The 24,749-nt window shown below is 44.6% G+C and carries 26 protein-coding genes and 1 pseudogene; 5 read left to right on the top strand and 22 right to left on the bottom strand.

What is annotated here, in order from left to right:
- Positions 1-60 precede the first annotated feature (60 nt).
- Both MKY99_RS02855 and MKY99_RS02850 read right to left on the bottom strand, forming a co-directional pair.
- On the bottom strand, positions 61-1,215 hold the full coding sequence (locus MKY99_RS02855) for a Ger(x)C family spore germination protein (RefSeq protein ID WP_339268548.1): 1,155 nt from the start codon (positions 1,213-1,215) through the stop codon (positions 61-63).
- The gene (locus MKY99_RS02850) at positions 1,212-2,762 is read right to left on the bottom strand and encodes a spore germination protein (protein ID WP_339268547.1); all 1,551 of its coding nucleotides are present in this window, start codon (positions 2,760-2,762) and stop codon (positions 1,212-1,214) included. Before MKY99_RS02850 ends, MKY99_RS02855 begins: the two co-directional genes overlap by 4 nt.
- A gap of 220 nt (positions 2,763-2,982) precedes the next feature.
- Between MKY99_RS02850 and MKY99_RS02845 the strand changes: the two genes are divergently transcribed.
- Entirely contained in the window at positions 2,983-3,300 is a 318-nt protein-coding gene (locus tag MKY99_RS02845) for an MGMT family protein (RefSeq protein WP_042184593.1), read from the top strand.
- On the opposite strand, the gene MKY99_RS02840 is transcribed toward MKY99_RS02845, so the two are convergent.
- From MKY99_RS02840 to MKY99_RS02805, 8 genes are all read right to left on the bottom strand, one after another.
- Positions 3,297-3,998, bottom strand: a complete 702-nt coding sequence (locus MKY99_RS02840) for a DUF1361 domain-containing protein (RefSeq protein WP_339268544.1) — start codon at positions 3,996-3,998, stop codon at positions 3,297-3,299. The two genes, MKY99_RS02845 and MKY99_RS02840, sit on opposite strands and share 4 nt — an antisense overlap.
- A 231-nt stretch (positions 3,999-4,229) precedes the next feature.
- Positions 4,230-6,008, bottom strand: coding sequence for a sulfate permease (gene sulP / locus MKY99_RS02835; protein ID WP_339268543.1), 1,779 nt, complete (start codon positions 6,006-6,008; stop codon positions 4,230-4,232).
- Between the two features lie 99 nt (positions 6,009-6,107).
- Positions 6,108-6,434 (bottom strand): metalloregulator ArsR/SmtB family transcription factor, encoded by a 327-nt coding sequence (locus tag MKY99_RS02830; protein ID WP_042123860.1) that lies wholly within the window; start codon positions 6,432-6,434, stop codon positions 6,108-6,110.
- A gap of 73 nt (positions 6,435-6,507) precedes the next feature.
- The gene (locus MKY99_RS02825) at positions 6,508-6,885 is read right to left on the bottom strand and encodes a hypothetical protein (RefSeq protein WP_339268541.1); all 378 of its coding nucleotides are present in this window, start codon (positions 6,883-6,885) and stop codon (positions 6,508-6,510) included.
- Positions 6,886-6,946: 61 nt separating this feature from the next.
- Positions 6,947-8,515, bottom strand: coding sequence for a phospholipase D-like domain-containing protein (locus MKY99_RS02820; RefSeq protein WP_339268540.1), 1,569 nt, complete (start codon positions 8,513-8,515; stop codon positions 6,947-6,949).
- A 173-nt stretch (positions 8,516-8,688) separates the two neighbouring features.
- Complete coding sequence (locus MKY99_RS02815; RefSeq protein ID WP_042184585.1) at positions 8,689-8,982, bottom strand: putative quinol monooxygenase; 294 nt, start codon at positions 8,980-8,982, stop codon at positions 8,689-8,691.
- Between the two features lie 27 nt (positions 8,983-9,009).
- Positions 9,010-9,651 carry a nitroreductase family protein gene (locus MKY99_RS02810; protein WP_339268538.1) on the bottom strand — a complete coding sequence of 214 codons (642 nt, stop codon included), beginning with the start codon at positions 9,649-9,651 and terminating at the stop codon, positions 9,010-9,012.
- 72 nt (positions 9,652-9,723) lie between these two features.
- Positions 9,724-10,152 carry a MarR family winged helix-turn-helix transcriptional regulator gene (locus tag MKY99_RS02805; protein WP_042184581.1) on the bottom strand — a complete coding sequence of 143 codons (429 nt, stop codon included), beginning with the start codon at positions 10,150-10,152 and terminating at the stop codon, positions 9,724-9,726.
- Positions 10,153-10,315: 163 nt separating this feature from the next.
- On the opposite strand from MKY99_RS02805, the gene MKY99_RS02800 reads away from it, so the two are divergent.
- Positions 10,316-11,095 (top strand): carbon-nitrogen family hydrolase, encoded by a 780-nt coding sequence (locus tag MKY99_RS02800; protein ID WP_339268536.1) that lies wholly within the window; start codon positions 10,316-10,318, stop codon positions 11,093-11,095.
- A 71-nt stretch (positions 11,096-11,166) separates the two neighbouring features.
- On the opposite strand, the gene MKY99_RS02795 is transcribed toward MKY99_RS02800, so the two are convergent.
- Positions 11,167-12,096 (bottom strand): hypothetical protein, encoded by a 930-nt coding sequence (locus MKY99_RS02795; protein ID WP_339268534.1) that lies wholly within the window; start codon positions 12,094-12,096, stop codon positions 11,167-11,169.
- Positions 12,097-12,273: 177 nt separating this feature from the next.
- Between MKY99_RS02795 and MKY99_RS02790 the strand changes: the two genes are divergently transcribed.
- Positions 12,274-13,158 (top strand): CHAD domain-containing protein, encoded by an 885-nt coding sequence (locus MKY99_RS02790; RefSeq protein ID WP_339268532.1) that lies wholly within the window; start codon positions 12,274-12,276, stop codon positions 13,156-13,158.
- Between the two features lie 22 nt (positions 13,159-13,180).
- Here the strand turns inward: MKY99_RS02790 and MKY99_RS02785 are convergent, their stop codons facing one another.
- From MKY99_RS02785 to MKY99_RS02740, 10 genes and pseudogenes are all read right to left on the bottom strand, one after another.
- Positions 13,181-14,392 carry a Ger(x)C family spore germination protein gene (locus MKY99_RS02785; protein WP_339268530.1) on the bottom strand — a complete coding sequence of 404 codons (1,212 nt, stop codon included), beginning with the start codon at positions 14,390-14,392 and terminating at the stop codon, positions 13,181-13,183.
- Complete coding sequence (locus MKY99_RS02780) at positions 14,389-15,480, bottom strand: GerAB/ArcD/ProY family transporter (protein ID WP_339268528.1); 1,092 nt, start codon at positions 15,478-15,480, stop codon at positions 14,389-14,391. Before MKY99_RS02780 ends, MKY99_RS02785 begins: the two co-directional genes overlap by 4 nt.
- Before the next feature lie 27 nt (positions 15,481-15,507).
- On the bottom strand, positions 15,508-17,250 hold the full coding sequence (locus tag MKY99_RS02775; RefSeq protein ID WP_339268526.1) for a spore germination protein: 1,743 nt from the start codon (positions 17,248-17,250) through the stop codon (positions 15,508-15,510).
- Between the two features lie 181 nt (positions 17,251-17,431).
- Positions 17,432-17,869: a carboxymuconolactone decarboxylase family protein gene (locus MKY99_RS02770; protein WP_076285910.1), complete on the bottom strand. Its 438-nt coding sequence runs from the start codon at positions 17,867-17,869 to the stop codon at positions 17,432-17,434.
- Positions 17,870-17,954: 85 nt separating this feature from the next.
- Positions 17,955-18,830 (bottom strand): RNA polymerase sigma factor SigJ, encoded by an 876-nt coding sequence (gene sigJ / locus MKY99_RS02765; protein ID WP_339268524.1) that lies wholly within the window; start codon positions 18,828-18,830, stop codon positions 17,955-17,957.
- 101 nt (positions 18,831-18,931) lie between these two features.
- Positions 18,932-19,027, bottom strand: a pseudogene (locus MKY99_RS02760) (L-2-haloalkanoic acid dehalogenase); the annotation flags it as partial.
- A gap of 18 nt (positions 19,028-19,045) precedes the next feature.
- On the bottom strand, positions 19,046-19,372 hold the full coding sequence (locus tag MKY99_RS02755; protein ID WP_339268522.1) for a thioredoxin domain-containing protein: 327 nt from the start codon (positions 19,370-19,372) through the stop codon (positions 19,046-19,048).
- 38 nt (positions 19,373-19,410) lie between these two features.
- Positions 19,411-19,803 carry a MerR family transcriptional regulator gene (locus MKY99_RS02750; protein WP_076285912.1) on the bottom strand — a complete coding sequence of 131 codons (393 nt, stop codon included), beginning with the start codon at positions 19,801-19,803 and terminating at the stop codon, positions 19,411-19,413.
- A gap of 148 nt (positions 19,804-19,951) precedes the next feature.
- On the bottom strand, positions 19,952-20,587 hold the full coding sequence (locus tag MKY99_RS02745) for a ThuA domain-containing protein (protein ID WP_076300145.1): 636 nt from the start codon (positions 20,585-20,587) through the stop codon (positions 19,952-19,954).
- Between the two features lie 42 nt (positions 20,588-20,629).
- On the bottom strand, positions 20,630-21,352 hold the full coding sequence (locus MKY99_RS02740; RefSeq protein ID WP_339268519.1) for an SDR family NAD(P)-dependent oxidoreductase: 723 nt from the start codon (positions 21,350-21,352) through the stop codon (positions 20,630-20,632).
- A 227-nt stretch (positions 21,353-21,579) separates the two neighbouring features.
- Here MKY99_RS02740 and ytxJ point away from each other — a divergent pair, with 227 nt between their 5' ends.
- Positions 21,580-21,906, top strand: a complete 327-nt coding sequence (gene ytxJ, locus MKY99_RS02735; protein WP_042123836.1) for a bacillithiol system redox-active protein YtxJ — start codon at positions 21,580-21,582, stop codon at positions 21,904-21,906.
- Positions 21,903-22,142, top strand: a complete 240-nt coding sequence (locus MKY99_RS02730) for a glutaredoxin family protein (RefSeq protein WP_042184561.1) — start codon at positions 21,903-21,905, stop codon at positions 22,140-22,142. Before ytxJ ends, MKY99_RS02730 begins: the two co-directional genes overlap by 4 nt.
- 202 nt (positions 22,143-22,344) lie before the next feature.
- Here the strand turns inward: MKY99_RS02730 and MKY99_RS02725 are convergent, their stop codons facing one another.
- On the bottom strand, positions 22,345-24,669 hold the full coding sequence (locus MKY99_RS02725) for a histidine kinase (protein ID WP_339268516.1): 2,325 nt from the start codon (positions 24,667-24,669) through the stop codon (positions 22,345-22,347).
- Positions 24,670-24,749: the final 80 nt, after the last annotated feature.

Here is a 24,749-nt window from a genome sequence, read left to right as displayed (position 1 = left end):
AGGATCCATCAATACAACAAAAAAGTAGATCAACACAACGATAACAACCAATTTTATCACCTATTCTTGATGGATCTGGATAGATCTTGAGTTTTGAGCACTGCTCTCAATAATTACTGTTGAATTTACAACCACATCTAGATCAGAGAATTCCCGCTCCCAATCTTTATCTAGCTCGGTCCAGGTCTTAGGCATATTCTCAAAGATAATCTCTCCGAATCCAAAAATATCGGAATGATATTCCTGCTGCAACTTTTTAATTACAGAGAGAATATGCTTCTGTAATTCCTTAGCGGCACGCTTCTCTATAACATTCTTACTATTCAGACTAGTGAATCCTTCAGTAGTCATTACCTCATCAAGCCCGGTATGTGTGACCATATTTATCTGTAATTGGAGCTTACCGTTTACCCAAACAGGCTTTAATTTTGTTTTATTGGAAAAAATCTCAAGTGTGAAGTCGGGGGCTCCCTTTTCGTTATTCACGGTTAACACCCCACCCTTTATCTCATCTTTAATAAACAACATGTACTTGGTCTCTTCGCCACTCAGTTTGCCAATCATTTTGTCCATTTTGAATATAGCAGTTCCACTAACACGCGGATTTTTCTGACCATTTTTTTCGTGAATATAAATAAGAGGAGCTATAGCACAATCCCCGGGCGTCTCCAGCTTTTCAATGAAGTCCCAAATCTCCACAACCGGGGCCGTACTAACATTTTGTTCAATTGCCATCTGCTGAGCAAGACCATAAGACATAATAGTTTCTGTTGAGCTATTCAAATTAATTACTTCCTGAGCCGTCTTCTCTTTAGAAACAAACACGTATACATCCGATCGAGTTTCTGTATCTCTGTTGTACCAATCAATCACTTTTACAACCCCTTCCTTCGCTATCTCCTCACTGAGGATGATCGCCTTGGAATGACTCCAAAATAGTTTCTTTCCCGTGATTGAAATCATGCTTCTTACAATATCAAACATCGTTTTTCCTGAAAGACTAACCATCTTATAACCCGCTTGACTAGATTTCATCCCCTCTTTCGTATCCACAATTTCGACCGTTGCTAGTAGCTTCCCGTCAGAATCCTTATCGATGCCCACGCCTGCTACAACTGCCCTATCTTCAATTTCGGCGTAATCCCAACAACCCAAGGTACTTACCAGAAGTAATAGCGATATACAAGCTAGCAACCCTTTTTTGATTTTTTTCATGACCGATTCCTTACTTTATTGGTCGCTTTTCTCTTTCGGTTACGCGCTCCAATCATCGCCGGACGTAAATACATATGCCACCACGGCGCCCTTATAGCTGTATCCTTAATGTCCTGCGGATGAATAGAACCTACTCCAAGCATGTACTGAACCCCAAAGGAACGTAAACTCATCAAATGAATCACTAAACCGATCACACCCAAAAAATACCCATATAATCCCATAAAAAAGGTTACGAACAGCAAAAGCGACCTTACTACGATTAGAGGACCTGTCAGTCTTGGGTTAAGCAAAGCCATAATTCCTGTTAAACCCACTACAATAATCATAGGAGCGCTAACGATTCTCGCTTCCACAGCCGCCTGACCCAGTACAAGCGCACCTACGATGCTAATCGCCTGACCAATGTAGGTCGGTATTCGTTCTCCTGCCTCTCGCAGAATTTCAAATATCGTTAGCATGAACAAGACCTCCACCACAGTTGGAAAAGGAACGGCTACTCTCGACGTTGAAATACTAAGTAACAACATGGTAGGCAGCATTTCCTGACTATAGGTAACCAACGCTACGTACAAAGCAGGAATACTAATAGACAAAAAGGCTCCAAGTACCCTTATCATTCGGTTAAACGAACCAAAGTAATAGTTAATATAATAATCAGCACTGGCCTGAAAATTCTCCACAAACAAATAGGGTACTGTCATTGCATAAGGACTGCCTTCCATTAATAAGGCAACTCTACCCTCCATAATTTTGCTTACTACAGAATCAGGACGTTCTGTGCTTCCCGTCATTTCAAAGGGTGAAAAGGGTTCATCTCGAATAAGCTCCGAAAGAATAGACGTATCCAATACAACATCTATGTCCACCTGTTGAATTCGGTTCTGCAGCTCTTTAATAACATCCGGTGAGGCCAAACCTTCGATATAACAAATACAAGTTTGTGTTTTGGAGCGAGTCCCGACTTGACCATAAATAATCTTTAAGTCCGGACTTTGCACTCTTCGGCGAATGAGCGTCAAGTTTACAAGCAGCGACTCTGTAAAACCTTCTCGCGGACCCTTTACACTTTTTTCCGTCACAGGCTCCGCGATGGCCTTCGTTTCCCACCCCTGCGCACTAATGTTAAGCGCACCCGCAAAGCCATCCATCAGAAACAAAGTTTTTCCGGCTACGACCGCGCTAACCATCTCATCCAAACTCGTAGAGCAGACCACATCGCTAATGTTAATAACCAGCGTCCGAATTTTCTCCATCATTTCAGCTGTATTCCCGCTATCCATTGCCGTAAAATCAAAATCCATTAGAGGCTTTATCACCCCGTACTGGATCATTTCCCTGTCTACCATTCCGTCTACATAGACTAATCCGCAGCGGATGCCGTCACTATGGATATTATTTATCACCCTTATTCTAAGTGTTCCATCATCCTTGAATATTTGTCGAAACAGATTCATCATTTCATCTAGTGACGTACTCGGAGTCTGTCCAGACGTCGTATTTTTCAGGGAATCTTTGCGGTTACCATCTGCTGTCTGTTTCTCCACAGTAGTCACTCCTGTCACAATAGTTTCCTAGAAATTATCCCCCATCTCACTAAATACTATCCGCCAAAATTATACTTAAAAGGGATCAACTTCTTCGCAAAGGAGATTAAACTCCTTCTGTTAAAATAAAAAAAGCCGCTTTAGCAGCGGCATGTTGAATGTTTATGATTGTAATGATCATCTGGTATAATTTGATGAAAATAAGAGATAGGAGCTCCCTATGACACCATTTACAGAACAAGTGATTCGTATCATACAATCTATACCTGAAGGAAAAGTGATGACTTACGGAGGCGTTGCTCGTGCGGCAGGAAGCCCAAGAGGCGCAAGGCAGGTAGTTCGTATCCTTCACTCCATGAGTAGAAAATATAAGCTTCCCTGGCATCGGGTTATCAACGCCAAAGGAATGATCGCCTTGACTGAAGATGAATCCAACTCCCTCCAGAAGCTTTATTTACAGGAGGAAGGGATTATTTTTAATGAAAAAGGTGTGGTAGATCTGAAGCAATACCAATTTGATCCGGAATTTATGGATTAACCACGTATGCGCTTAGCGCCCCTTCCTCTTTCACTGATTCCAAGACCATTCAGCAAACAGTACATCGTAGCGTAGATAACCAGCAATACAAACGCTATGAACAAGCTAAAAAATACCGACTGTCGATTCAAGCTGTCCATAACCAGTTGGTACAACTGATGCCGGTCCGTCAGTACATCCCAGCTATTCAGCCTGTAGACTCGGCCAAGCAGGACACCATACCCCCCAAGTACACATGCTGCGAATACGAATATCCAAGAGAACAGCAGGCTGCTTTTGCGATAAACAACCGTCTGGAACTGGTATAAAGAGAAGAAACCAGTCAACCAGCCGCTCCAAGTGAATAATAAGAGGGTAACCAGATCATACCAATACCGATTCTGAATGGTGCCATCCACGATATATCTGCTTTTTCTTATCGTCAGATGCACCAGATCCGTCATGAGATAAGGCGCGTTCGGAAAGAACAGCAGCCAAGCGACGCCTAGCGGAACAAGCAGCAATCCGCCTATCTTCCTTTTATCTAATTCATAAGCAGCCATAGAGAACAGGAACGGAATCCAAGCCAGGAATAAATTCCAGAGTAAAAATGCATAAAACGAATCCGTCTGTAGTGACACTACACGATATACGGCCAATGTCGCCACAGACAGACCTGCCAAGAGCATAAACACCTTCGGATAATGCAATTCCTTCATGAGCTTATATTCTCCTTATCGAGATAGTTTACATTTAACTTATACCCAATTGTACAAATTTGGCATTCCCAAGTCCAATCTCAAGCATAAACGCCTTTGTCGTCCTTATTAGGACGATAAGCGTTTAAGCGAGAAATATAAGGATAATATATGATGTGAAACTTAAATTCTTATATTTGAACAGAAAAACCCGGACGCAAAAACGTCCGGGCTGACTCTTATCTATTTCACTCAAAGACCACTATTTAGTTCAGGTGCAATTACAGGTTTCTTACGCCCTTTCAGACCGCGCACACTTCCCGCCTCTTCCAGACAGGAGAACGCTGTACACTCCCTAAAAGCGGCATGGCTACATCCAATACACTTGTTGTAATCGATGCTGTTAAGTGCGTCATTAATGGCTTCCCCGGTGTGCGGATAAAACTGAGCCTCACCTATCGTACTATACAGTCCAGTTCTCTTGAGTAGCTCAAGCGGCTGTGGCTGAATACCTGAGATCATAAGTTTCCCTCCAACAGCTTGTAAATGCCGCACCAGCTCTGCTAAATTGGATTCTCCAGTGGTATCCATGAAGGGTACTTTCCCCATCCGCATTAATATAATTCTAGGTTGATCTGAACCATAGCTTGGCATAGTGTCATCGAATCGATAAGCAGCGCCAAAAAACAGCGGACCTTCCACCGTGTAAATTCCAATTTGCGGACAGTCATGACTCTCCGTAACCATATGTGCCTCTACCTTAACGGACTTCGGATCAGGCAGCACTTTGGCTACCAAATGAACCTCTCCCATTCGTTTCACAAACAGAATAACCGCAAGAATTAATCCCACCTCTACAGCCAGCGTTAAATCTGCAAATATCGTTAACAAGAAGGTGATGAATAACACCAAGGAATCGCCGGTCTTGATCTTAAGCAGATGAAGGAACTCTTTGCGCTCACTCATATTCCAAGCTACTACCATTAAGATCGGTGCCATCGCAGCTAAAGGAATACTGGAAGCATAGGGTGCGAGCAACAGGAGAATTAGAAACACCACAACACCGTGAACGATCCCCGAGATGGGAGAAACAGCGCCACTCTTGATGTTCGTCGCTGTTCTAGCAATTGCTCCTGTCGCTGGTATGCCCCCGAACAATGGAGCAGCAATATTTGCGATTCCCTGACCGATCAGCTCTCGGTTACTATTATGGCGGCTGCCTGTCATTCCATCCGCTACAACAGCGGATAACAATGACTCTATAGCACCTAGCATTGCAATGATAAATGCCGGACGAATTAGCAGGGTAATTCGTTCCCAAGTAATGTCCGGAAATCGAAAGCTCGGTAAGGTATTAGGGATTTCTCCGTAAGCAGAGCCAATCGTAGTCACTTTGCCGCTAAAGAATAACGCAGCAACCACAGTCGCGCACAGAAGACCTACCAATGATCCAGGCACCTTCGGAGCGAATCGAATCGCTAGGATAACGACGGTAAGACAAATCACAGCGGTCAGAATACTGTATCCATTCATCGTCGATAGGTGAAGCCCTATTTCTTTCATATTATTTACAAAGCTCTCATGCCGTTCTATATTCCTTAGTCCAAGGAAATTAGCAATCTGCCCGGTGAAGATAATGACCGCTATCCCTGCTGTGAAACCAATCGTTACTGGCCTCGGAATAAACTTAATCAATACACCCAGCTTTAATAACCCCATGAGAACTAGAATAACCCCTGCCATCATCCCAGCGATAAGCAAGTTCTCATAGCCATACTCCATCGCAATGGCAAACAAGATAGGAATAAAAGCACCTGTTGGCCCACCAATTTGAAATTTTGATCCTCCGAACAATGAAATACATATTCCGGCAACGATTGTCGTGTAAATGCCATACTCCGGTTTTACACCAGATGCAATAGCAAATGCCATCCCCAAAGGAATGGCAATAACACCAACAATTGTTCCCGAAATCAAATCCTTGCGAAATGCATTCATGTTGTAGCCTTTATATCGGCCCCACCCTGTCATGATCAAACCTTCTTTTCTTTAAATATCTGATTATTTGAATATAAGAAGAACATTACTCTAGGACGCAACTGTTGTCAACGCCAAAATAATGTTATTCCTTCATTCTCCGCGCATACCTTCGAGCAATGAAATGGTATTCACCAGATGGTTATCAAATATTTGTTTAGCTACGACCAGAAGATCTTTAATCAGAGGATCACGTAACGAATAGATCACAGTGGTACCTTCTTTTACACTGGCTACTACATTCTTAGCGCGTAAAACAGCTAACTGCTGGGATACAGCAGAACCTTCTGATCCTAGAATGGCTTGTAGCTCATTCACATTCTTCTCACCTTCGCTGAGCAGTTCCAGTATACGAATTCGCATTGGATGAGCCAGCGCCTTGAAGAATTCGGTCTTAAATTGCTGAATTTCGGTGTTCATAGACTTCTACTCCTCATAGCTTACTTCTGATTCTAATGTCATCTTTGTATGTTATCTTAGTCCCTGATAAGCGTCAAATACTCAAGGGGTAGATGCTCACATTACGAACCTGTACTTCTACAAACACACCAAGCGCCATAGGCTCACCGAGACACTCGAACATCACTAAACTTTCACCTATTCGCAAAAATCCTGTTCCGTCCTCTTCAATATTCTCCAGCACACCGGTAAAAACAACCTTATCTCCCTCTAACCTTGTATTGAACTCACTAGCAGGTGCAGGCAGAATATCCACCCATCTCATCAGCAGCTCCGAAAGCTCGAATTCCACATCTGTTTCCTTATCTGGCTCCACAGGAGCTCCGCACCAGATCCCCCGACCCTCGCCAAACTCTGTGCGAAAGAATACCTCATCCTTTTTCATGCCACTCTTTGTAATTTTGATTTTCATAGCTATTACTCCACCTTGATAATTTATAACGATCATTATACATGACAATGAACCGATATTATCAAGTGTAATTCTGAGTAACTTTATTCAGATACATACTAGGATGCAGCCAAGGATGCTTAAAGAACTCACTTTTCTTCGTAATTCTCCGTGAGACACCCAGATCATAATCGATCATAGACTTTATCCGCGCTGCGAATGCCTCCCCTTTCACCAGTATTCCCAGCTCGAAATCGTGGCAGGCGCTTCTCTCATTGATGTTGTAGGAGCCATGAAATACCGCCCGTGATCTATGGTCATAGGTTATTTTCCAATGTGAAAAACGACCTGTGAAGCTGTAATCATAAAAGGAAACCCCATTGAGAAACGGCTTATACATATTGCCTCGTACCGCCGCAGTATTGGTAGGATGATCATTAACCTTCAGCGGATTGCAGATGCTCAGATGACAGGAACAGTCTGGCCCCAGCTCCCCCAGCCGATCCCAAAACTCTTGATCAATCAAATAAGGATTTACAATCACCGTCTCCTCAGTCGCATAGGTAATTAAATTCAAATAGTATTGCTGAATTAAGTTAACTGGATTACCCGGAAAGCTTGCAAACAGTGTACATTCTTCCTCCCCAAAATGATAATTTACATTCGGATGGTAGAAGGCATCATCCACGTCAAAATGATCACCTCCCAGAAGTAACCAACGGGAATGAAACTTAGCATTTAAAGGCTGCGCCGCCGCGCCACGGATCCGGAAGCAGCCATCATGCCACTCCTCTTTTTTACTAGGAATCCCCTGTAGATGTCCTTCTATACTGATCGAAGAAGATGCCTGAACAGGCGTCACGTACGTGTATTGATCTCCAATATTCAGGCTGCCAATAATAGAGGTTACCCCATCAATGACCATAAACTTCCGATGATCAATGACATTCAGCCCAGTGATTTCAACGTCCTCTTGTACTTTATCCTGTAAGAACAGGATACTTTCCGGTACGCCTTGTTGCTTCAGCGCCTTCCGCTTCACACGCCATTCTACGGCTGTATAATAAGAATTGAAGGTATTCAACAGCTTAGCTCCTGCATTCTCGAGCCTTTCAGAAATCTTGGAAAATTGACCAAACGCCAGATTGTTCTCATACCCTAAAGCTGTCAGCGCGTAATTGACCATGATCCGTACCTTCACCCCCCGTTTAAGGGCGTGAAATAATTCATCTGCAACCAGATTGCCTGAATGGTCATTAAAGAAGAGCATCACGGACAGGTGAATATAATGCTGTGCCTTCTTTATTTCTTCTAGTATCATCCCTAGGCACTCGGGTCCATTCACGTAAGGATCTACTTGGTTATTCCATGTGGTTTGTGGGGCCAGAGCTTTTAGCTTGTCTGAATCTAATCTGTCTAATACTTCAGTAAGTTGTCCCAGCAATCTTGGGCTAAAGCCAGGAACCTGAAATAGCTGCTCACCCTCCGTAATGACTCCGCCAATGGACTGTCGGTATGCTCTAGCCGCCTCCAGGTCGATCCCCATTAGTCTGCGCTCCGCCTCTTCTCCTGCTTCGCCCATAATGCGGGCAAGTGAACCGCCTGATAAATAATAGTTCACGATATCGATCATATTTTTCTGTATTTCCATATGTAAGATCCCCTATCTTTATTGTGAGTGCACATGTATCAAGGTAAGGATAGATACCCTTGAACTCCTCCTTATAAACGGGGAACATAAAAAACAGGAATGCCCCGCAGCCATTATGGCTATGGAACATCCCTGTTTAAGATCAACCAGGATTTACTAAGAATCGAGATAACTTATTTCACTTGCTCTGCGCTAAATACTTTTACGTCTAGTGGCGCAGCCAAGAATTCACCAGCTTTAGCTGAGAACGCGGTAAAATGAGCGCTCGTATTGTGGCTGGATACGGCTTCAGCGTCGCGCCAAGTCTCCACCATAATAAATGAGTTTGCTTCTCCAGCATTCTCATACAGCTCGTATGAGAGATTTCCTTCTTCAGCGTGAGTAGCTGTGAGAAGTGTTTTGGACTCCGCCAAAAACTGCTCGCGACGTTCCGGATTCACTTTAAGTACTGCATGGATAATGATCATTGTATTTTCCTCCTAAAGTATAAAGTATTATTTCCACTCAGCAATTTTATCGATAGGCAAACGGACAGATGGGTAACCTGCATCAACAGCCTTACCGATGGAAAGCAACATTACAGGAACATAACGATCTTTTTCCATGCCAAACGCTTCTGCGATTTGATCTTTTTCATAACCGCCGATTGGGTTTGTATCGTATCCATGTGCACGGGCAACCAGCATCAATTGCATTGCAACAAGAGCACCATCAATAAGCACAGTATCTTTGTTAACTTCACGTGGCAAGGTAGCAAAGTGAGCAGATAATCTAGTTAATTGGTTTTCTTTTACTTCAGCAGGCATTAGTCCACGTTCAACAGCTGTGCCATAAATCTCCTCCGCATAGTCGAAATTGTTCAAATCACCAAAGATGGCAATCATAGCTGCAGAGGTTTCAACTTGTACGCCATTAAAGCGAGCAAGAGGAGCTAAAGTAGCTTTTGCTTCTTCACTTTCAATGACAAGAAACCGCCAAGGCTGCATGTTTACAGAAGAAGGTGCAAGAGTCGCTTCCGTAAGAATCTGAGTCATCTCTTCTTTGCTGATCTTAACGGATGGATCATATTTGCGGATAGAGCGGCGACCCGTAATAATTTCTTTAAAATCATTGGTTTGTGTTTGTGTAGCGTTCATATGTGTATTTCTCCTTTGAATGTGTAATTTGGGTAGTTACAGTTACAGTTACAGTTACAGTTACAGTTACAGTTACAACAGATTGATATTAGATTGCAGACGATTAAGCATATCTATGAGCACTTTTCGCTCCTGATCGTTAAATCCAGTAAGCAGAGTAGCGACAAATCGTCTCTTCTCTTCGCCATATTGAATCATTCTTTCCCGCCCTTGATCCGTTAATGAGACCAATGTAACCCTGTTATCTGCGGGATTGTTGCGGCGAGTGATCGTACCACTCTCTTCCATCCCTTTCAAGTGCCGAGTGACGGCGGCCGCATCTATATCCATGCCCTTTTGCAGCGTAATTTGGCTGACTTCATCCACCTGGAATAGTTCATGCAGGAGGCGAAGCCGTGTGGGACTAATCCCAGCACATCGTTCGAATTTCGGACAGATTCCCTTGTTTAATGCCTGCAGCAGTTCAAATATGCGGTCTTCCTCAGGATAGTGCTCCGTCAAAATATACCTCCTTTATAAATTTAATTGCATGCAATTGTTTTGTATAAAATTATACTAACTGATAATCATTGACCCGTCAACTAATATATCAAATCATTTTTTAAAAATCAACATTGCTTATCCTCTTATGGTGCTATAGTCTTGAACAAAAAGGAGGAATCCTATGAGAATCTCCCTGATTCAGCTGGATATAGCATTTGGCAAACCCGATATGAATTATGCTGCTGTAGCAAATAAAATTAGTGTAGCGGCCGCCACAGCCCCCGACTGTCTTATTCTCCCTGAGCTTTGGACCACTGGCTATGATCTGACCCGACTAGAAGATATTAGCGATCCAGAAGGAGAAATTACCAAGGAATTCATCTCCAGCTTAGCCAGACAATACAACATCAATATCGTCGCTGGTTCAGTCGCTAGCAAGAACGCCTCCGGTGTAACTAATCGTATGTTTGTATTTAATCGAACTGGCGAACTCGTTGGCGAATATAGTAAGCTACATTTGTTTCAGCTAATGGATGAACATCTATATTTGCAGCCTGGAGAAGACAAAGGCCTCTTCACATTGGAGGGCACGTTATGTGCCGGATTAATCTGTTATGATATCCGATTTCCAGAATGGGTTCGTGCCCATACCGCACAAGGCGCAGAAATCTTGTTTGTCAGTGCAGAATGGCCATTATCCAGGCTATCACATTGGCGTGCACTACTGATCAGCCGAGCGATCGAGAACCAATGTTATGTAGTAGCCTGCAACCGTGCAGGAAGCGATCCTAACAATACCTTTGCTGGGCATTCTATGATAATTGATCCTTGGGGAGATATTTTATGTGAAGCTTCTGAAGGGGAAGAAATCCTAACGGGGGATATCGATTTACATATGGTGCGTGAAATTCGAGCACAAATCCCGATTTTTGCAGACAGACGTCCGGACTTATATGATTAAAAAGAACGTAACAGATGCTGGCCTCTCGCCAGATTTCCGTTACGTCCTTCTTAACGATGCTCAATATCCATTTATCCTTGGGCATAACGTTCATGCAGAACTCGCGCAGCATCCAGAACACGCGGATCTTCATAGTCTAGGAAATATCCGGTCTTCTGCTGTATCCTGTCAGAGGATTTAAGCACCACTCCACGGTGGGCTAATGCTTGTCTAATGCCTTCGGCAAATACTTCAGTCGCATTCGGTCCGCCTAGTTCGCCAAGCCCAGCGATCGTCTCTGGACGAACCCGCGGATAAGATAATGCTGAGTCTCCTCCAGAGGCTTGCTCATAAAATTTATGAATGAGTTCACCACGTTCCTGTCCCGAACCCGAAACCACTACAAATGCATGTACGAAATAGGCATTATTTTGTCTACGCTGAGCAATGCCGCAAAATTTCCGCCCACCGATCGCCAAATCGAAGTCCCCCGGGCAGTAAGAACCAACAATTTCACCAGCCTCAATTTGAGCCGCAGCCTGTGGATGACTCATAGCAACTGCCTCAGTGATCAGAGAAGCCAGAAGCCTAAAGTCATCATGAAAGTCCAGCTTTCCGCGTCCTTTGGGGAGAACTAGCGAAACATTAACAATTCCATCATCCAGAGGCACCGCAGCACCACCGGAATGTCTTACCGCTGTACGAATTCCTTGCTGCTCCAACTTAGCCATCGCTTGAGCCGCGTACGGAAGCTTGCTGTCCCGTAGGCCGAGCACAACACCTCCGGAATGACTCCATAGGTGCAGACTAGGAGGAACAAGTCCCGCTCCGACATCCCTACAAAGGGTCTCTTCAAAGGCGAACGGGATCAACATCTCCCCGATGCCCCCTGCTTTCTCATCTATCCTGTCATCCTTTAAGATTAGATGCTGGAAAAGTCCCATTTCTGCAGGAAGTCCGATGACTTCTTTACTTCTATCAACAGATCCATTGATCATTGCATCGTACTCCCGAGTATCCACCGATTCCCCTCTTTCCCGTATTATCCGTGATATTGTAATCGTTCTGCCTCGCTAGTCGAAATCAGAATTGAAATGAGGTTATGATAACGCTATCCTTATAGTATACGAACATGCCCCAGCTCGAATAGGGGGTAGCCTTAGGTTCATGCTATACACAACGTTAAGGAGTGATGCCGCATGACAGTGGAAGTGATGAAGGAACGACAGTTAACCAAGACAAGACAATGGGAACAGGCACTTAACCTGCTGTATATTGATTTCTGGGATTACTGCCATGATGCAATTAGCAAATTTGATGACGAGGACATTCACCAAGCAAGAGTGAACTGCCGCAAGCTGTTAACACTGCTTTCCATTCTCGACCCTGGTCATACTCTAGGGCTATACCCCCTATTTGAAAAAGCCCAAAAGAGATTAGGCAAGGTCAGAGATGCAGACGTTCTGATTGAATCGTTCAAGACTAAACGTAAACACGCCAAGGAAAACGGCGATACAAAGACAGTAGAACTGTTGAAGGCTGTGATCGACCACCAAAAGGACAAGCGCAAAACTTATCGTAAAAAGCTGGCCGATGAGCTACCTAAGCTAATCAATGAGGATCTGGATGAGAAGTGGAAAGCTTTTCTAAGTGAACAGCTAGAGGCCCTGGTAGCGAAAAAAGATGCCAACGTTGTCATGCGCGAACTTGAGGTAGCTTACGAGCAGAAGAAAAAAGCTTGCAAGGCTATATTTCGTGGACAAGATGCCGAATCAGAAGCAGCCTTCGACTCACTGCATGAGCTGAGGATGGCTGCTAAGGAACTGCGATATACCGCTAGTGCAGCCTCTTTTGCGTTAAATCAGAAATTTCATGCCCATGAGGAAATATATAAGCAGATTCAAGATCAACTCGGGCTAATTAACGATAAACGCCTATGGCTGGAAACACTAAATGCTATTGGGCGAGAAGAGCTGAATGTCGGCAAAAAAACATGGAATACCTTTACTGAAGAATTAAAAACCGAGGTACTCGATGCACTGCACCAAAATGATGTCATACCGCTCACACATCAAATAAAGTAACTCTGAATCTTTTATAACCTCTTTATTCAGCCGTTGTATCTGATGCGCCGTATTCTTCTATATTCACATTTACTTCATAGGTAATCGGAATTTGGCTGAAGGTTTCGTCCCAGTTATCCTTGACGCTCCGCCATACGGCTGGATGCTGATTATGTAGACTGGTGCCGAAACCGGCAGCTTCGGTATGCAGTTCCTTCTGCATTTTTGTTACAGTAGTTTGTACCAATTCTAGGACACGCTTCTGCAGCAAAGCTTTATCCTTCTTTACAATTCCGTCATGTAATTTCTTCGGTTTCTCGGCAAAGACCTCGGCATATCTACCTGTAGATTTTATTTTCACGTTAAAAGAGATCTGCCCATTGTTCACATTAGCTTTGATCTTGCTATGCATGGATTTCACCTCATAGGTTAAGAGGTCATTGGTATCCGGATTATACGTCTTAAGCACTCCTCCTAACCCCTTTCCGGTCAGCCAAGCCATCCCCTCCAGTTCCGACTCATCCAAAAATCCAACAAGCTTCCCCGTTGTCCCTTTGATTACGCCTGCTCCTGATAGCTTTGTCTCCTGATCAATAGCGATAACATTTTGCAATAAGAAGCTTTTCTTTCCTTGCAATGGGCCAACTACTTTTGCCAAAGTTACCGGCTCCCATATCCCCATATTCCGGTCTCTATTATTGAAGATGCCTTCAAGTACAAAAGCAGGAGTCTGACCCGGTAGTGCATTTTCCAATACATCTTTGGCCATTCCCTTGCTGACAAATAACATAACACTCGGACGAATATCATTATCCCGAGTAAAGAAATCTATGATTTTAGTAAGGTTGTTGGAACGCGCGAGTTTTTCACTAATCACAATAACCTTTAAATGATGACCAATCGGAGTGCGTCTAGTACGCAGTGAAAGCTGCCGCATCGCTTCAAAGATAGAATCACTAGTTTCACTCATATTATAGTAATTCTTAAAGGAGGAGGAAGAGGAACTGGCAGAAGACTTCATAACAGCCCCTCCCGACCCCTGCGGAATCGTAAATTGATAGGTGCTTATTATTTTTGTAGGCTTTGCATGATTCTCCCCTTCAGACTTAGCTATTTCCTCGCCTCCTGACTCCTCCGCACTGTCTAGTGCAACACCAATCTGCATGTTTAACTCCTCAATCGGTGTGCTGCTCCAGCAGCCTGATAACAGAGAACACAGTACAGAGAGTACGATCCACAACCTCCATTTTTTCATGAAGCAGCCCTCCGGAAGTAGGTGATGATTAATAATGGTAAGGGAAGCAAACCGAATAAAATAAGCATACAATCACCGATGCCTGATCCTAAAGCAAACAAAGCATTCACATTGGGAGGAATCCTAGAAACTATATAAACAACAGGAAGTAACGCCAATAAACAGCTTTTGAAGTTTCTATGAATGATTTGAGACAAGCCTAACGCCGCTGCATAAATCGCAACACAAAAGGTACAAAAGATCTGCATAATCCATATCACTAACAACAACGACTCAAACCTCTCAAAGATGAGATAGTTCACTTCAAAACTTCGTACAAGATCGAGAAACGGCCAGGTTCTTGTGAGAACTCCATCTATAGAAAAGGCACCTATAGTCGCTACAACTGCCAGAACATAAAATATCGTCGATATACAAGTTCCAGCTATTATTACCTTCACTGCTTTTTGGGGCTTGTCCATAAAAGCAACAACGAACAGCATTGCTTCTCCAGCTGTAAAGGTCAGGATGGTTGGCCTAATCCCTTTCCATACGGGTTCCAATCCGTTTCCAAGGACGGGAAGCAGGTTATTGAGGTCGAAAACTTCGAAACTAAGCAGACAAACTCCTAGAAACACTGTCCAGGTGATCGGAACAATAAGTCTGCACATGCTAGTGATCGCATTAATTCCTCCTCTGCATAAATAGAAGGCAATCCATATAAAAGCAGCCACTATCGCCCAAGGAGGTGTTCCTTCCAGTAGAAAAAAAGAGGTCACTTCCTGCACCGAACGTATCTCAAAACCGGCGATACTGAGAAAATATCCAATGACTCCTATTGAGAGAACCATTCCGAGTGGCTTGCCGATGATCTTCCCGATATATTGAAAAAAAGTTTGGCCTGGGAAGCGTTGACTAAGCTTCACTATGATCAATCCGAACAGAAAGGAGATTACTCCCCCTAACAAAATACTTATCCATACATCTGGACTGCCACTGGCCTCTACAATGGTCCGAGGAAGCGTAAGCACCCCTGCCGCAATCGTATAATTGGCTAGAATGACCGTCGCTTGAACAGCAGTAATTCGGTCCTTTACATCGGGGCTCATGTTCTCTTCCTCCTTCACCTAGACTTTTCACCCTTTACGCAAAGGGTCTTTTGGTTTCAACAACGTAGGCCGCCCGGTTAAAAATTGCAAAGGCATACGGAATATAAAATCTTTCCAATTGACTGTCTTATTCGGGACTGCCAGACCAAGATAGGGAATACCAAAGCTCTTCAGCTTAATTAAATGACTACTAAGCAAAAGAAAAAACAGTACCACTCCGTATAATCCAAAGATTGCTGCAAAAAACATAGCTGCAAACCGGAGCATACGAAGCGTCATCCCCGCACTATACATTGGCATAGAGAAGGAAGAAACAGCCGTAATTGATACTACAATGACTAGGATTGGACTCACGATCCCAGCTTCTACCGCGGCTTGGCCAATGATCAAACCGCCGACAATTCCCATCGCCGGACCGATAGGTTTAGGTAAGCGAAGTCCAGCCTCCCGTAAGATTTCAATCGAGGTCTCCATAATCAATGCTTCGATTAATACAGTGAAGGGAACGCCTTGCCTGGAGGCGATTATGGAAATAGCCAACTTCGTTGGAATCAATCCTGGCTGGAACGAGAGGAAGGAAATATATAGTGCTGGCGCAAAAAGTGATATCGTTGCCGCAAAAAAACGCAAAAGACGTAGCAGCGACCCTACCATCCAGCGATCGTTATAATCCTCTGGAGATTGCAGTAACATTCCAAAGGTCACCGGCATAATCAAAGCGAAGGGAGTACCATCAATTAAGATAGCTACTCTTCCTTCCAGAAGTGCTGCCATTACGCGGTCCGGTCTTTCTGTATTTTGAATTTGCTGGAAGGGACTATAACTATTATCTTCAATCAATTGCTCGACATAACCAGATTCTTGAACATCATCTATATCTATCGTTTTTATTCTTCGTTTAACCTCTTCTACAAGCTCATCATTCGCAATATCCTTGATATAGGTTAAGATGAGTTCCTTCTGCATTCTCTTTCCTACAGTAAAAGAAATCATTGCTAACTCTGTACTCTGCCCGTGTCTACGCAGCATTGCCGTGTTGTCGCTTAATGTCTCATTAAATCCGCTTCGTGAGCCCCGCAGGACTGCTTCAGATTCCGGCTCCTGAATCCCCCTTGTATTCCCCTTCGGACTACTAAGCACAAAAGCCTTGGATATCCCCTCCACGAGCAGCACGGCAGATCCAAATAACACCTTCTGAAGCGAGAGGTATGCATTATCCGTAAGCTCAATTTCCGAGATGAGTAGTATCTCATGAATGAGAATATCTTGTAGAACCTCCGCTTCCGGAATGGTATTTATTTCCTTAAATGGCTGATACGCATTCATTAATGGCTTCAATATATTCTGATCCATTTTGTCTTTGTCCGTTAGACCGTCTACGTACAAAAGTGCTGCCCTTGTCTTAATGTTTCCAATTCGCAACTCCCTTACATTCACATCATGCATATCGGCGCTGATTTCTCTGAATTTCTGCAAATCATCCTCAAAATGGCCACTATAAGTTTTTCTCTTCCCCTTATCCTTAGTTACTACATTCGAGCTGGACTGCTTCACCGGCCCTTCTAAAATGCCTGTTTCTCCAGAGTCTTCTCCGGAAGAAACACCTCCACCTTTGCTACCAGTAGCTTTTTCCGCTCTAGTCGTTATCCTGTCTTCTTTAGCTTTAGCCCAGCTTATTGTACGAAGCAGGAAGAAAGGGACACAGAAAATCATAATCCCTTGGAAAACCACACCCCAACTTGGAATTAATTCTATTACCTCATTCCACACCCCTAACACCTCCTTTATAGCTGTGACCGTATTTTTTACCGAAGATGGATAATTCATGCATACAAAAAAGACCCCACAGTATGGGGTCTCCCTAAGTTAAACTTCATATGTTCTTATACCTCTATTGTATCTGTAAAGTGTCGGATGCTAGTCTTGGACGTTCGGCTGACGTAATTAAAGTTTATTGCGGCATCATGCGAGTGGTGATCGCGATGCGATTCCATGCATTGATTGTAACAATTGCCATGATGATCTCGCCAAGTCGCTTAGTATCGAAATGGCGCTCCGCTTCCGAATAGACATCGTCCGGTACATGTCCTTGCGTCACGAGTGTAACTGATTCGGTCAGCGCAAGCACTGCACGCTCCTCGTCGCTGTAGAACGGCGCTTCACGCCATGCGTTCAGCATGTAGATGCGCTGTTCCGACTCGCCTGCCTTGCGGGCATCCTTCGTATGCATATCGATGCAGAAGGCGCAGCCATTAATTTGTGACGCTCTGATTTTGATTAACTCCAATAACGACTTCTCCATGCCTGTCGATTGTACGAACGCTTCAAGACCCATCATCGCTTTGTATGCGGCTGGAATTTCACCGGCCAGATCCATTCTTTGTTCCATGGGGATAGCTCCTCTCCGGCTGTAGACCGGTTATCTTTTGATTGTTTCACTAATAAGACAATGCAAAAGCTCCGTTTGTGACAGGTTACCCCATTCGTTGTAATTTATCGGGATTGAGTACGATATAAATATGCTCGATCCGCTCCCCGGCCGCATCAAGCTGGAAGCTGATTGTCTTAAGCGGCCGGCCATCCCGATAGATGACGATGCCCAGCTGGCCGTTAAGTAGCACCATCCTTTGCGAATCTCCGAGGAAGCCCTTCGTAATGACGCCTCCAATGAAAGCTTGAACACGATCTCTGCCCGTAATAGTGAAGATCGCTGCGCGAACTTTACCGCCGCCGTCCGACGTAAGCAGCGCATCCTCGGTCAGCAGGCTGACAAGCGCATCGACGTTGCCGCCTCGAGCAGCTGCGAGGAATGCTGTCGCAAGAGGTGTTGCCTGAGCCGTGTTGCCTGGCAGAACTGGCGATTGTTGATGCAGCTTATCATTAGCGCGGCTAAATATTTTTCGACAGTTGGCTTCTGATTTTCCTAATACATCAGCAAGTTCGCTATATTCGAAAGCGAAGGATTGGCGCAAGATGAAGACGGCTCTCTCAACAGCCGATAAATGTTCCAGCATGACGAGCAGGGCGTAGGATACATTTTCATCGTGATCGAAAAGATCAGCAGGATTATCGCCGCCTCCATTCGTAAAGCTGACGAGCGGCTCCGGCAGCCATGTGCCGACATATTGCTCTCTCCTTATACGGGCGGATTGCATATAGTTGATGCAACGATTTGTTGTCATACGGATTAAGTAAGCTTTCGGATGGGTGATATCTATTGTTTGTAGCTTGCTGTACTCGATGAATACGTCTTGAACGAGGTCCTCTGCATCTGCTATAGAGCCGGTCATACGGTAAGCGATTGCTTTCAGCAGAGAGTGATAGTTGGTATATGCGATCTGAAAATCCATACGTGCTAGACTCCTTCCAAAGCTGTGCCTTTCATACCGTCACGGCTCACCGCGGCGTCTACATCGTTCAGCGGATGATCAACAATGTAGACGCTCTCCTAGGGCTTCATGTCTAGCCTATTTAGTGCACGTAGGAAAATATCCGGATGAGGCTTCTTAATGCCTTCTCAGCTTGAGATTAATATAGCATCAAAATACAACTAAATTCCAATTCCCTATGCTAGAATAACCTTGTTCAGTATCCCTTGGTAGGCTGCTATCGGACGTAAGCCAACCAACTTTTCCATTGGCTGCCCATCTTTAAATACAATGACTGTAGGCATCCCCATAACACCAGCTTCCCCAGCCAGATCCGGCAATTCGTCACAATTCACCTTCACAATAGAGACATCGTCTCCATATTCCTGATGAAGATCTTCCAAAAGAGGCAACAGCACCTTGCAAGGGGGACACCATGGCGCACCGTAATCTACCAAAACCGTTCCACCACCGCGAATCTCTGCTCGTACCCAATCAGCGCTATCTGCATTTGTAATAGCCATTTGTCATTCCTCCTCATAGTTTTCAACCCCAGCAGTACCTACTCCAAACTCTCCAGTGTACATGCCTCTAAACTACTCTCGTTCTGCTCTTGCAAGATAGAGGCCATTCTTTCTTCCAAATTGCGTTTGATCTGATTCAGTTCTACAAGCTGACGTTCAATATCCTCAAGCTTGCTACGGTATAGTGGCATCACTTCTGCGCAGAAAGCTTCTTTGTTCTTCAAAACACAATGTAGAAAGCCCGCGATCTGCTCTGTGGACAGACCCAGGTTCAAATATAATTTTATCGTTTCTACCGTCTCCACAGCGAGCGGAGAGTACTCCCGATATCCGTTGGCCTGACGGATCGGCGAAATTAATCCCTGACTCTCATAATAACGAATTGAACGGACGCTTACGCCCGTCAGTTTAGCAAGCTCACCTATTTTCATAGCAATCTCCCCGGGGTTCATGAGAATTGTTCTACACCAGTATAAACCCTGACATCAATGTAAGAGTCAACAAAAAAAATCCAACCGTAGTTATCCCACAGTTGGACTCATTTATAATCTTACAACAAGTATATCCGCCGCTTATATTCTACAATAATCCTGCTGCCCAAAGCCCACCTCTACGAATCATTTCGCGGAATGGTTCTACTGAGAATGATGGTAAATGATGCCCTGGCATTAAATAAACAACCCGTCCCAAGCCAAATTCGTGACACCAAGCCGCTTGGCGCATAGCTCCCTCATGAGAATATTCAGCGAGCACCGTTGTTTCGAAATAAGGATGCATCTCAAAATAATACGGCTCATCCTCAATTACAAATTCTTCAATTCCCTGCATAATGGGATGCTCTCGTGCGGGTATGGACATCTGCAGCGAAGTATACTCTGGATGATGGGTGAAATGTGCGCCCAGCATAGCACCAAGCTCCTGATTGCGCTGTAAGGAAATTCCGTTATGTACCACTAGTAGTCCGCCCCCGCCAGCCACATAAGATAGCAAAGCACCACTTTGTTCCGCGGGGATTTTGTCATCAGAAAATTCAGTGTAGGAGATTACCAGCTTGTAGTCTGACATCGTTTCTTTATTGAGAAGTGCATAATCCTCTGAAGAAAAAACCTGTAAGTCATTCGCAAGGATTTGTTCGATCTCCCGGTCCACGCCAGCAAAGGGGTGATATTTAACCTCCGAGTAGCTTCCTAGTGCGAGTGCTTTTAGTGTAGACATGTTATCAGCGCCTTTCTTCTTATCTATTTTGAAATATCCGTTCTACCACGGCCATGAGCTGCCATCCGTATCCAGATAGGCCGGTTCCTCGCCCATATATTTTTTATAATCCAGAACAAGGTCGATAATCTGCTCCGCGGACTGTTCAGGAGTCATTTCCGCTTGCTCATCCTTCTTACCATGCATATAAGTCTGCAGCCAGCCAGGATGGAACACCATTACTTGACCGCCAAGCGTTTTCAGATGATTATGCATCAAGGAGGACTGCATATTCAGTGCTGCCTTCGACATACAATAGCCATACATGTTGATACGCTTATTTCGGGCAATACTGCCTGCCTCTGATGAAATATTGACGATTAATTTATCCTCACTTTGTAGTAATAGTCCCATCAGTGCATTGCTGACTCTTAACGCGCCAAGCGTATTTACATTATATATTTCTGCCATGCCTTCATCATCCAGCTCCACCAGCACAGTAGCATTATCAGCAGAACGAATAATACCTGCATTATTAATAATCATATCGACATATCCAGTTTTACTGGCTATTACTCTTGCAGCCTGCTTTACACTATCTTTATTGCTGATATCTAGGGGGATAAGCTCCAACTGTTCAGGATATCGCTCTTTAAGCGCTTTCAAATCTTCCGATTCTTTTAAAAACTGTCCTGCAAATACTGAGAACTGTTTGGCCAGCAACGAACGCACAAGCGACAGTCCGAGCCCCCGATCAGCTCCAGTTACACATGCAACTCTCTTCATTCTTCTGAACACTCCTATCTCGTAGCGATATGGTTAGGCATGTTGCTTCTTTTCACCTTAGCATGCTGTACTCTTTTTTTCAACGCGATTGGTTTCAGGTATGTCGCCTCTTGTGCAGACCTTTTAGAATCCTTTTTGTTTTAATTTTGATATATGTTACAATCATGATTACAGGTTGTTAACAACACAATTGTTAGCAAAATAATGATCCCAGGAGGGTGATATCTATGTCTATTCAACAACTCCATACGCTGGAGGATCTTGAGCAATATGTAGCTAAGCCTGGCAAGAAGCTGCTGTTCAAACACAGCACGACCTGCCCGATTAGTGCTAAAGCTAATGAAGAGTTTCAGGCTTATCTGAAGGATGCCGATACTGCCGCTGCAGTGGTCTTAGTCATCGAGGATCGTCCCGTTTCCAATCAAATTGCTGAGGATTTTGGCATCAAACATGAATCTCCACAACTCTTCCTGCTTGAGGACAATGAGGTTCGCTGGAACACTTCCCACTGGAAAATTACAAGAGATGCTATCAAAGAGGCTGTGAACCAATGAGTGAGCCAGTGATTGTCTATTCAACCGCAGGGTGCAGTGACTGTAATTTGGTTAAAAATTATCTAACGGAGCAGGGTGTCCCTTTTGAAGTAAGAGATGTTATGACCAGCACAGTCTATCAAGAGGAAGTTGAGAAGCTTGGATTCATGGGCGTTCCTGTCACCGTAGCAGGGGATCAAGCGATCAAGGGATTTAATCTTCCTGCGCTCAAAGCACTCATCGAAGCTGCCCAATAATTAAGCCATTAAACTATTCAGTACATGATGTAATTCATAGCTGCAAAAAAAGGGTATCCTCATAGCCAATCGGCTTGTGGATACCTTTTTTCAAAATATAAGAATCTATAATTTTCATGCTATACATTATCCTTATATTTCTCGCACAAACGCTTACCGTCCTTTAGGGACGCCGAAGGCGTTTTTACTTGTTAGTCATAGTCTATGCTTCCTCACGTATGAGATCTGCCACGACCAGCACATCCACGTTTCTGGCAGAACGCAGAATCTGCTTGGTAACATCGCCGCGAATACTTTTTCGCAGCCATGAGCGTTGTGATTGACCGATAATAATCTGAGTGCTCTGCAGAGCTTGAGATCTTTCAAGCAGCAAGGACGCCACTCGGGCAGGGAGCACGTTAGGAATCATCCTGAACGTTCCACCCAGTCGTTCCGTCAATTCCTTTAAATCATTTATACGTTTATCATATACGGGTCCATTTTGTTTAAATTCCTGCACATACGTAACATACCAGCAAGCTTTTAGACGATATGCAATCCGAAAACCACGCCGAATTAAACGCTCCGCATGATCCCCCAAGGTGATACACACATATATTACTTCCTGACGCCGCCAAGGTCCCCGTAACGAACCAACACGTTCCCAAGATTCTAGCCTTTCATCAACATCATCAGCAATTTCCCGCAACGCCAGCTCCCGAAGGGCGATCAAATTCCCGATTTTGAAAAAAGCCCCCAGCGCCTGATCCACCTTGGCCATGGCATATATTTTTCCATCCTTCATTCGCTCTTGAAGCGTCTTGGGTGATACATCGATAAGCTCTACCTCATTTGCCCGCTGTAGAATGCTGTCCGGAAAAGTCTCCCTCACTCTAACTCCTGTAATTTGCTCTACGGCGTCATTCAGACTTTCTAAATGCTGCACATTCACGGTAGAAATCACAGATATTCCCGCATCCAGCAGCTCCATAACATCCATATACCGCTTCTTATGTTTGCTGCCTGGCATATTGGTATGAGCGAGTTCATCCACTAGCACGACTTCTGGATTACGCTTAATAATTGCTGCCGTATCCATCTCCTCAAGGATAGTCCCGCGGTACTCCATACGTAGACGCGGAAGGGTCTCCAAATCGCCGATTTGTTCAAGGGTTTCTTTGCGGCCATGTGTCTCCAGGAGCCCTATCACGACATCGATCCCTCTCTTCAAGAGATCGTTCCCTTCACGCAGCATCTTGTAAGTCTTGCCCACACCGGGAGCAGCCCCAATGTATACCTTAAAGGTTCCTCCGCGAATCGCGTCGATTTTATCCTTTACTTCCTGACTGCTTAACCTGTGATAGGCATCCGCTTTCCGTTCATTACGAGTCTGCCGGGTTGGAAGTACACGTTCTCCCTCACGGTCTGCGCGATCCGCCACGAAGAACACATCCACACCTCGGATTTGCTTCAGTAACGAATTAGCGATTGAGCCTTTCCATAATTCCTGCCAAGCGGTCTGCTTGGAATGTCCCATAACGATCCGGGTAATATTATGTTCGATCGCGTATTTTACCAACAGATGTGGGATCTCCCGCTTCGAGCGAAAGGTGATCTCCTCCATAGAGGCACCAATCTTCTCGGTCAGCTTCCAGAGGGAACGCTTAAAGGTAGCTGCTTCCTTAGAAAGGGTGAGACCCTGCTTCCAGAATGACACCACTGACAGATCCCCATTTAACCGCTTGGCAATCTGCTGTCCACGTCGGATGTGGATCGAGCCATTCCAATAATACTGCGCAGATACCAACACCTTTTCTGCGATCCCCGAAGCTCCCTGCAGCCCTTGTTCTTCCCGGTGTTTCTCCAGCGAGTCATTAACATCCTCAGCGACCATTCGAAGTGCCAGCTCCCGCAGCTTGCTTAAATTACCCTTATTAAAAAGCGATCTCTGCTGGCGTTTACCTAAATGGCCATCGGACAAGCGCTGAAGTATTTTTTCAGGGGTCACATCAATTAGAACGATATCATCGGCAAGGGTAAGCACCTCGGCGGGAAGAGAATGCTCTACCTCAATCCCGGTCCATTTCCGTGCCAGATCCGCAGCACCTTCTAGTTCGTATACATTTACAGTTGTGATGACACTAATCCCATTGCTCAATAAGTATTTGATATCGTCCAGTCTTCCAGATCTCTCCGCACCCTCGCGATTCTGGTGGGCCAAGCCATCGGTTAGCACAACTTCTGGATTACGTGCCACAATAGCTTCTACATCAAGATCCTTCTTCTCTATATCTTTCTGAAACCAATGAATACTTGGTATCCGTTCCAAATCGCCCAGCTGATCCTTAGTTTCTGGACTCTGATTCGTCGAAACCGCACAGATCACAACATCGATTCCCTGCGCTTTTAGTGCCTGGCCCTCACGCAGCATCTGATACGTTTTGCCCGACCCACTGACCGGACCGATATAGATCTTCAGACGTCCCCGATGCAGCTCATAGATAGAGAGCAGCAACTCCTCCGGCGTCTTCCTCCGGTATGTTCCCATCAAGACCACTCCTTAATAACCCCGATCATGCATGTACCCTTCTGTTCCAAGAAGAAATGACATTGTCGTCCTTCAAAGAC

The sequence above is a fragment of the Paenibacillus sp. FSL R5-0470 genome (genome assembly GCF_037975205.1).
Lineage (GTDB): Bacteria > Bacillota > Bacilli > Paenibacillales > Paenibacillaceae > Paenibacillus_AQ.
The sequence above is the reverse complement of the archived record's forward strand: the minus strand, read 5'-3'. Positions and strand labels throughout refer to the sequence as shown.

Excerpts from the sequence above, each read along its gene's own strand:
- MKY99_RS02750 (WP_076285912.1), bottom strand. The coding sequence starts at position 19,803 with ATGAAAATAGGTGAGCTTGCTAAACTGACGGGCGTAAGCGTCCGTTCA.
- MKY99_RS02820 (WP_339268540.1), bottom strand. The coding sequence starts at position 8,515 with ATGGAAATACAGAAAAATATGATCGATATCGTGAACTATTATTTATCA.
- sulP (WP_339268543.1), bottom strand. The coding sequence starts at position 6,008 with ATGACAGGGTGGGGCCGATATAAAGGCTACAACATGAATGCATTTCGC.
- MKY99_RS02755 (WP_339268522.1), bottom strand. The coding sequence starts at position 19,372 with ATGGCTATTACAAATGCAGATAGCGCTGATTGGGTACGAGCAGAGATT.
- MKY99_RS02745 (WP_076300145.1), bottom strand. The coding sequence starts at position 20,587 with ATGTCTACACTAAAAGCACTCGCACTAGGAAGCTACTCGGAGGTTAAA.
- MKY99_RS02815 (WP_042184585.1), bottom strand. The coding sequence starts at position 8,982 with ATGATCATTATCCATGCAGTACTTAAAGTGAATCCGGAACGTCGCGAG.
- MKY99_RS02825 (WP_339268541.1), bottom strand. The coding sequence starts at position 6,885 with ATGAAAATCAAAATTACAAAGAGTGGCATGAAAAAGGATGAGGTATTC.
- sigJ (WP_339268524.1), bottom strand. The coding sequence starts at position 18,830 with ATGGATTTTCAGATCGCATATACCAACTATCACTCTCTGCTGAAAGCA.
- MKY99_RS02810 (WP_339268538.1), bottom strand. The coding sequence starts at position 9,651 with ATGAACGCTACACAAACACAAACCAATGATTTTAAAGAAATTATTACG.
- ytxJ (WP_042123836.1), top strand. The coding sequence starts at position 21,580 with ATGTCTATTCAACAACTCCATACGCTGGAGGATCTTGAGCAATATGTA.
- MKY99_RS02800 (WP_339268536.1), top strand. The coding sequence starts at position 10,316 with ATGAGAATCTCCCTGATTCAGCTGGATATAGCATTTGGCAAACCCGAT.
- MKY99_RS02785 (WP_339268530.1), bottom strand. The coding sequence starts at position 14,392 with ATGAAAAAATGGAGGTTGTGGATCGTACTCTCTGTACTGTGTTCTCTG.
- MKY99_RS02845 (WP_042184593.1), top strand. The coding sequence starts at position 2,983 with ATGACACCATTTACAGAACAAGTGATTCGTATCATACAATCTATACCT.
- MKY99_RS02740 (WP_339268519.1), bottom strand. The coding sequence starts at position 21,352 with ATGAAGAGAGTTGCATGTGTAACTGGAGCTGATCGGGGGCTCGGACTG.
- MKY99_RS02780 (WP_339268528.1), bottom strand. The coding sequence starts at position 15,480 with ATGAGCCCCGATGTAAAGGACCGAATTACTGCTGTTCAAGCGACGGTC.
- MKY99_RS02730 (WP_042184561.1), top strand. The coding sequence starts at position 21,903 with ATGAGTGAGCCAGTGATTGTCTATTCAACCGCAGGGTGCAGTGACTGT.
- MKY99_RS02770 (WP_076285910.1), bottom strand. The coding sequence starts at position 17,869 with ATGGAACAAAGAATGGATCTGGCCGGTGAAATTCCAGCCGCATACAAA.
- MKY99_RS02840 (WP_339268544.1), bottom strand. The coding sequence starts at position 3,998 with ATGAAGGAATTGCATTATCCGAAGGTGTTTATGCTCTTGGCAGGTCTG.
- MKY99_RS02725 (WP_339268516.1), bottom strand. The coding sequence starts at position 24,669 with ATGGGAACATACCGGAGGAAGACGCCGGAGGAGTTGCTGCTCTCTATC.
- MKY99_RS02830 (WP_042123860.1), bottom strand. The coding sequence starts at position 6,434 with ATGAACACCGAAATTCAGCAATTTAAGACCGAATTCTTCAAGGCGCTG.
- MKY99_RS02790 (WP_339268532.1), top strand. The coding sequence starts at position 12,274 with ATGACAGTGGAAGTGATGAAGGAACGACAGTTAACCAAGACAAGACAA.
- MKY99_RS02855 (WP_339268548.1), bottom strand. The coding sequence starts at position 1,215 with ATGAAAAAAATCAAAAAAGGGTTGCTAGCTTGTATATCGCTATTACTT.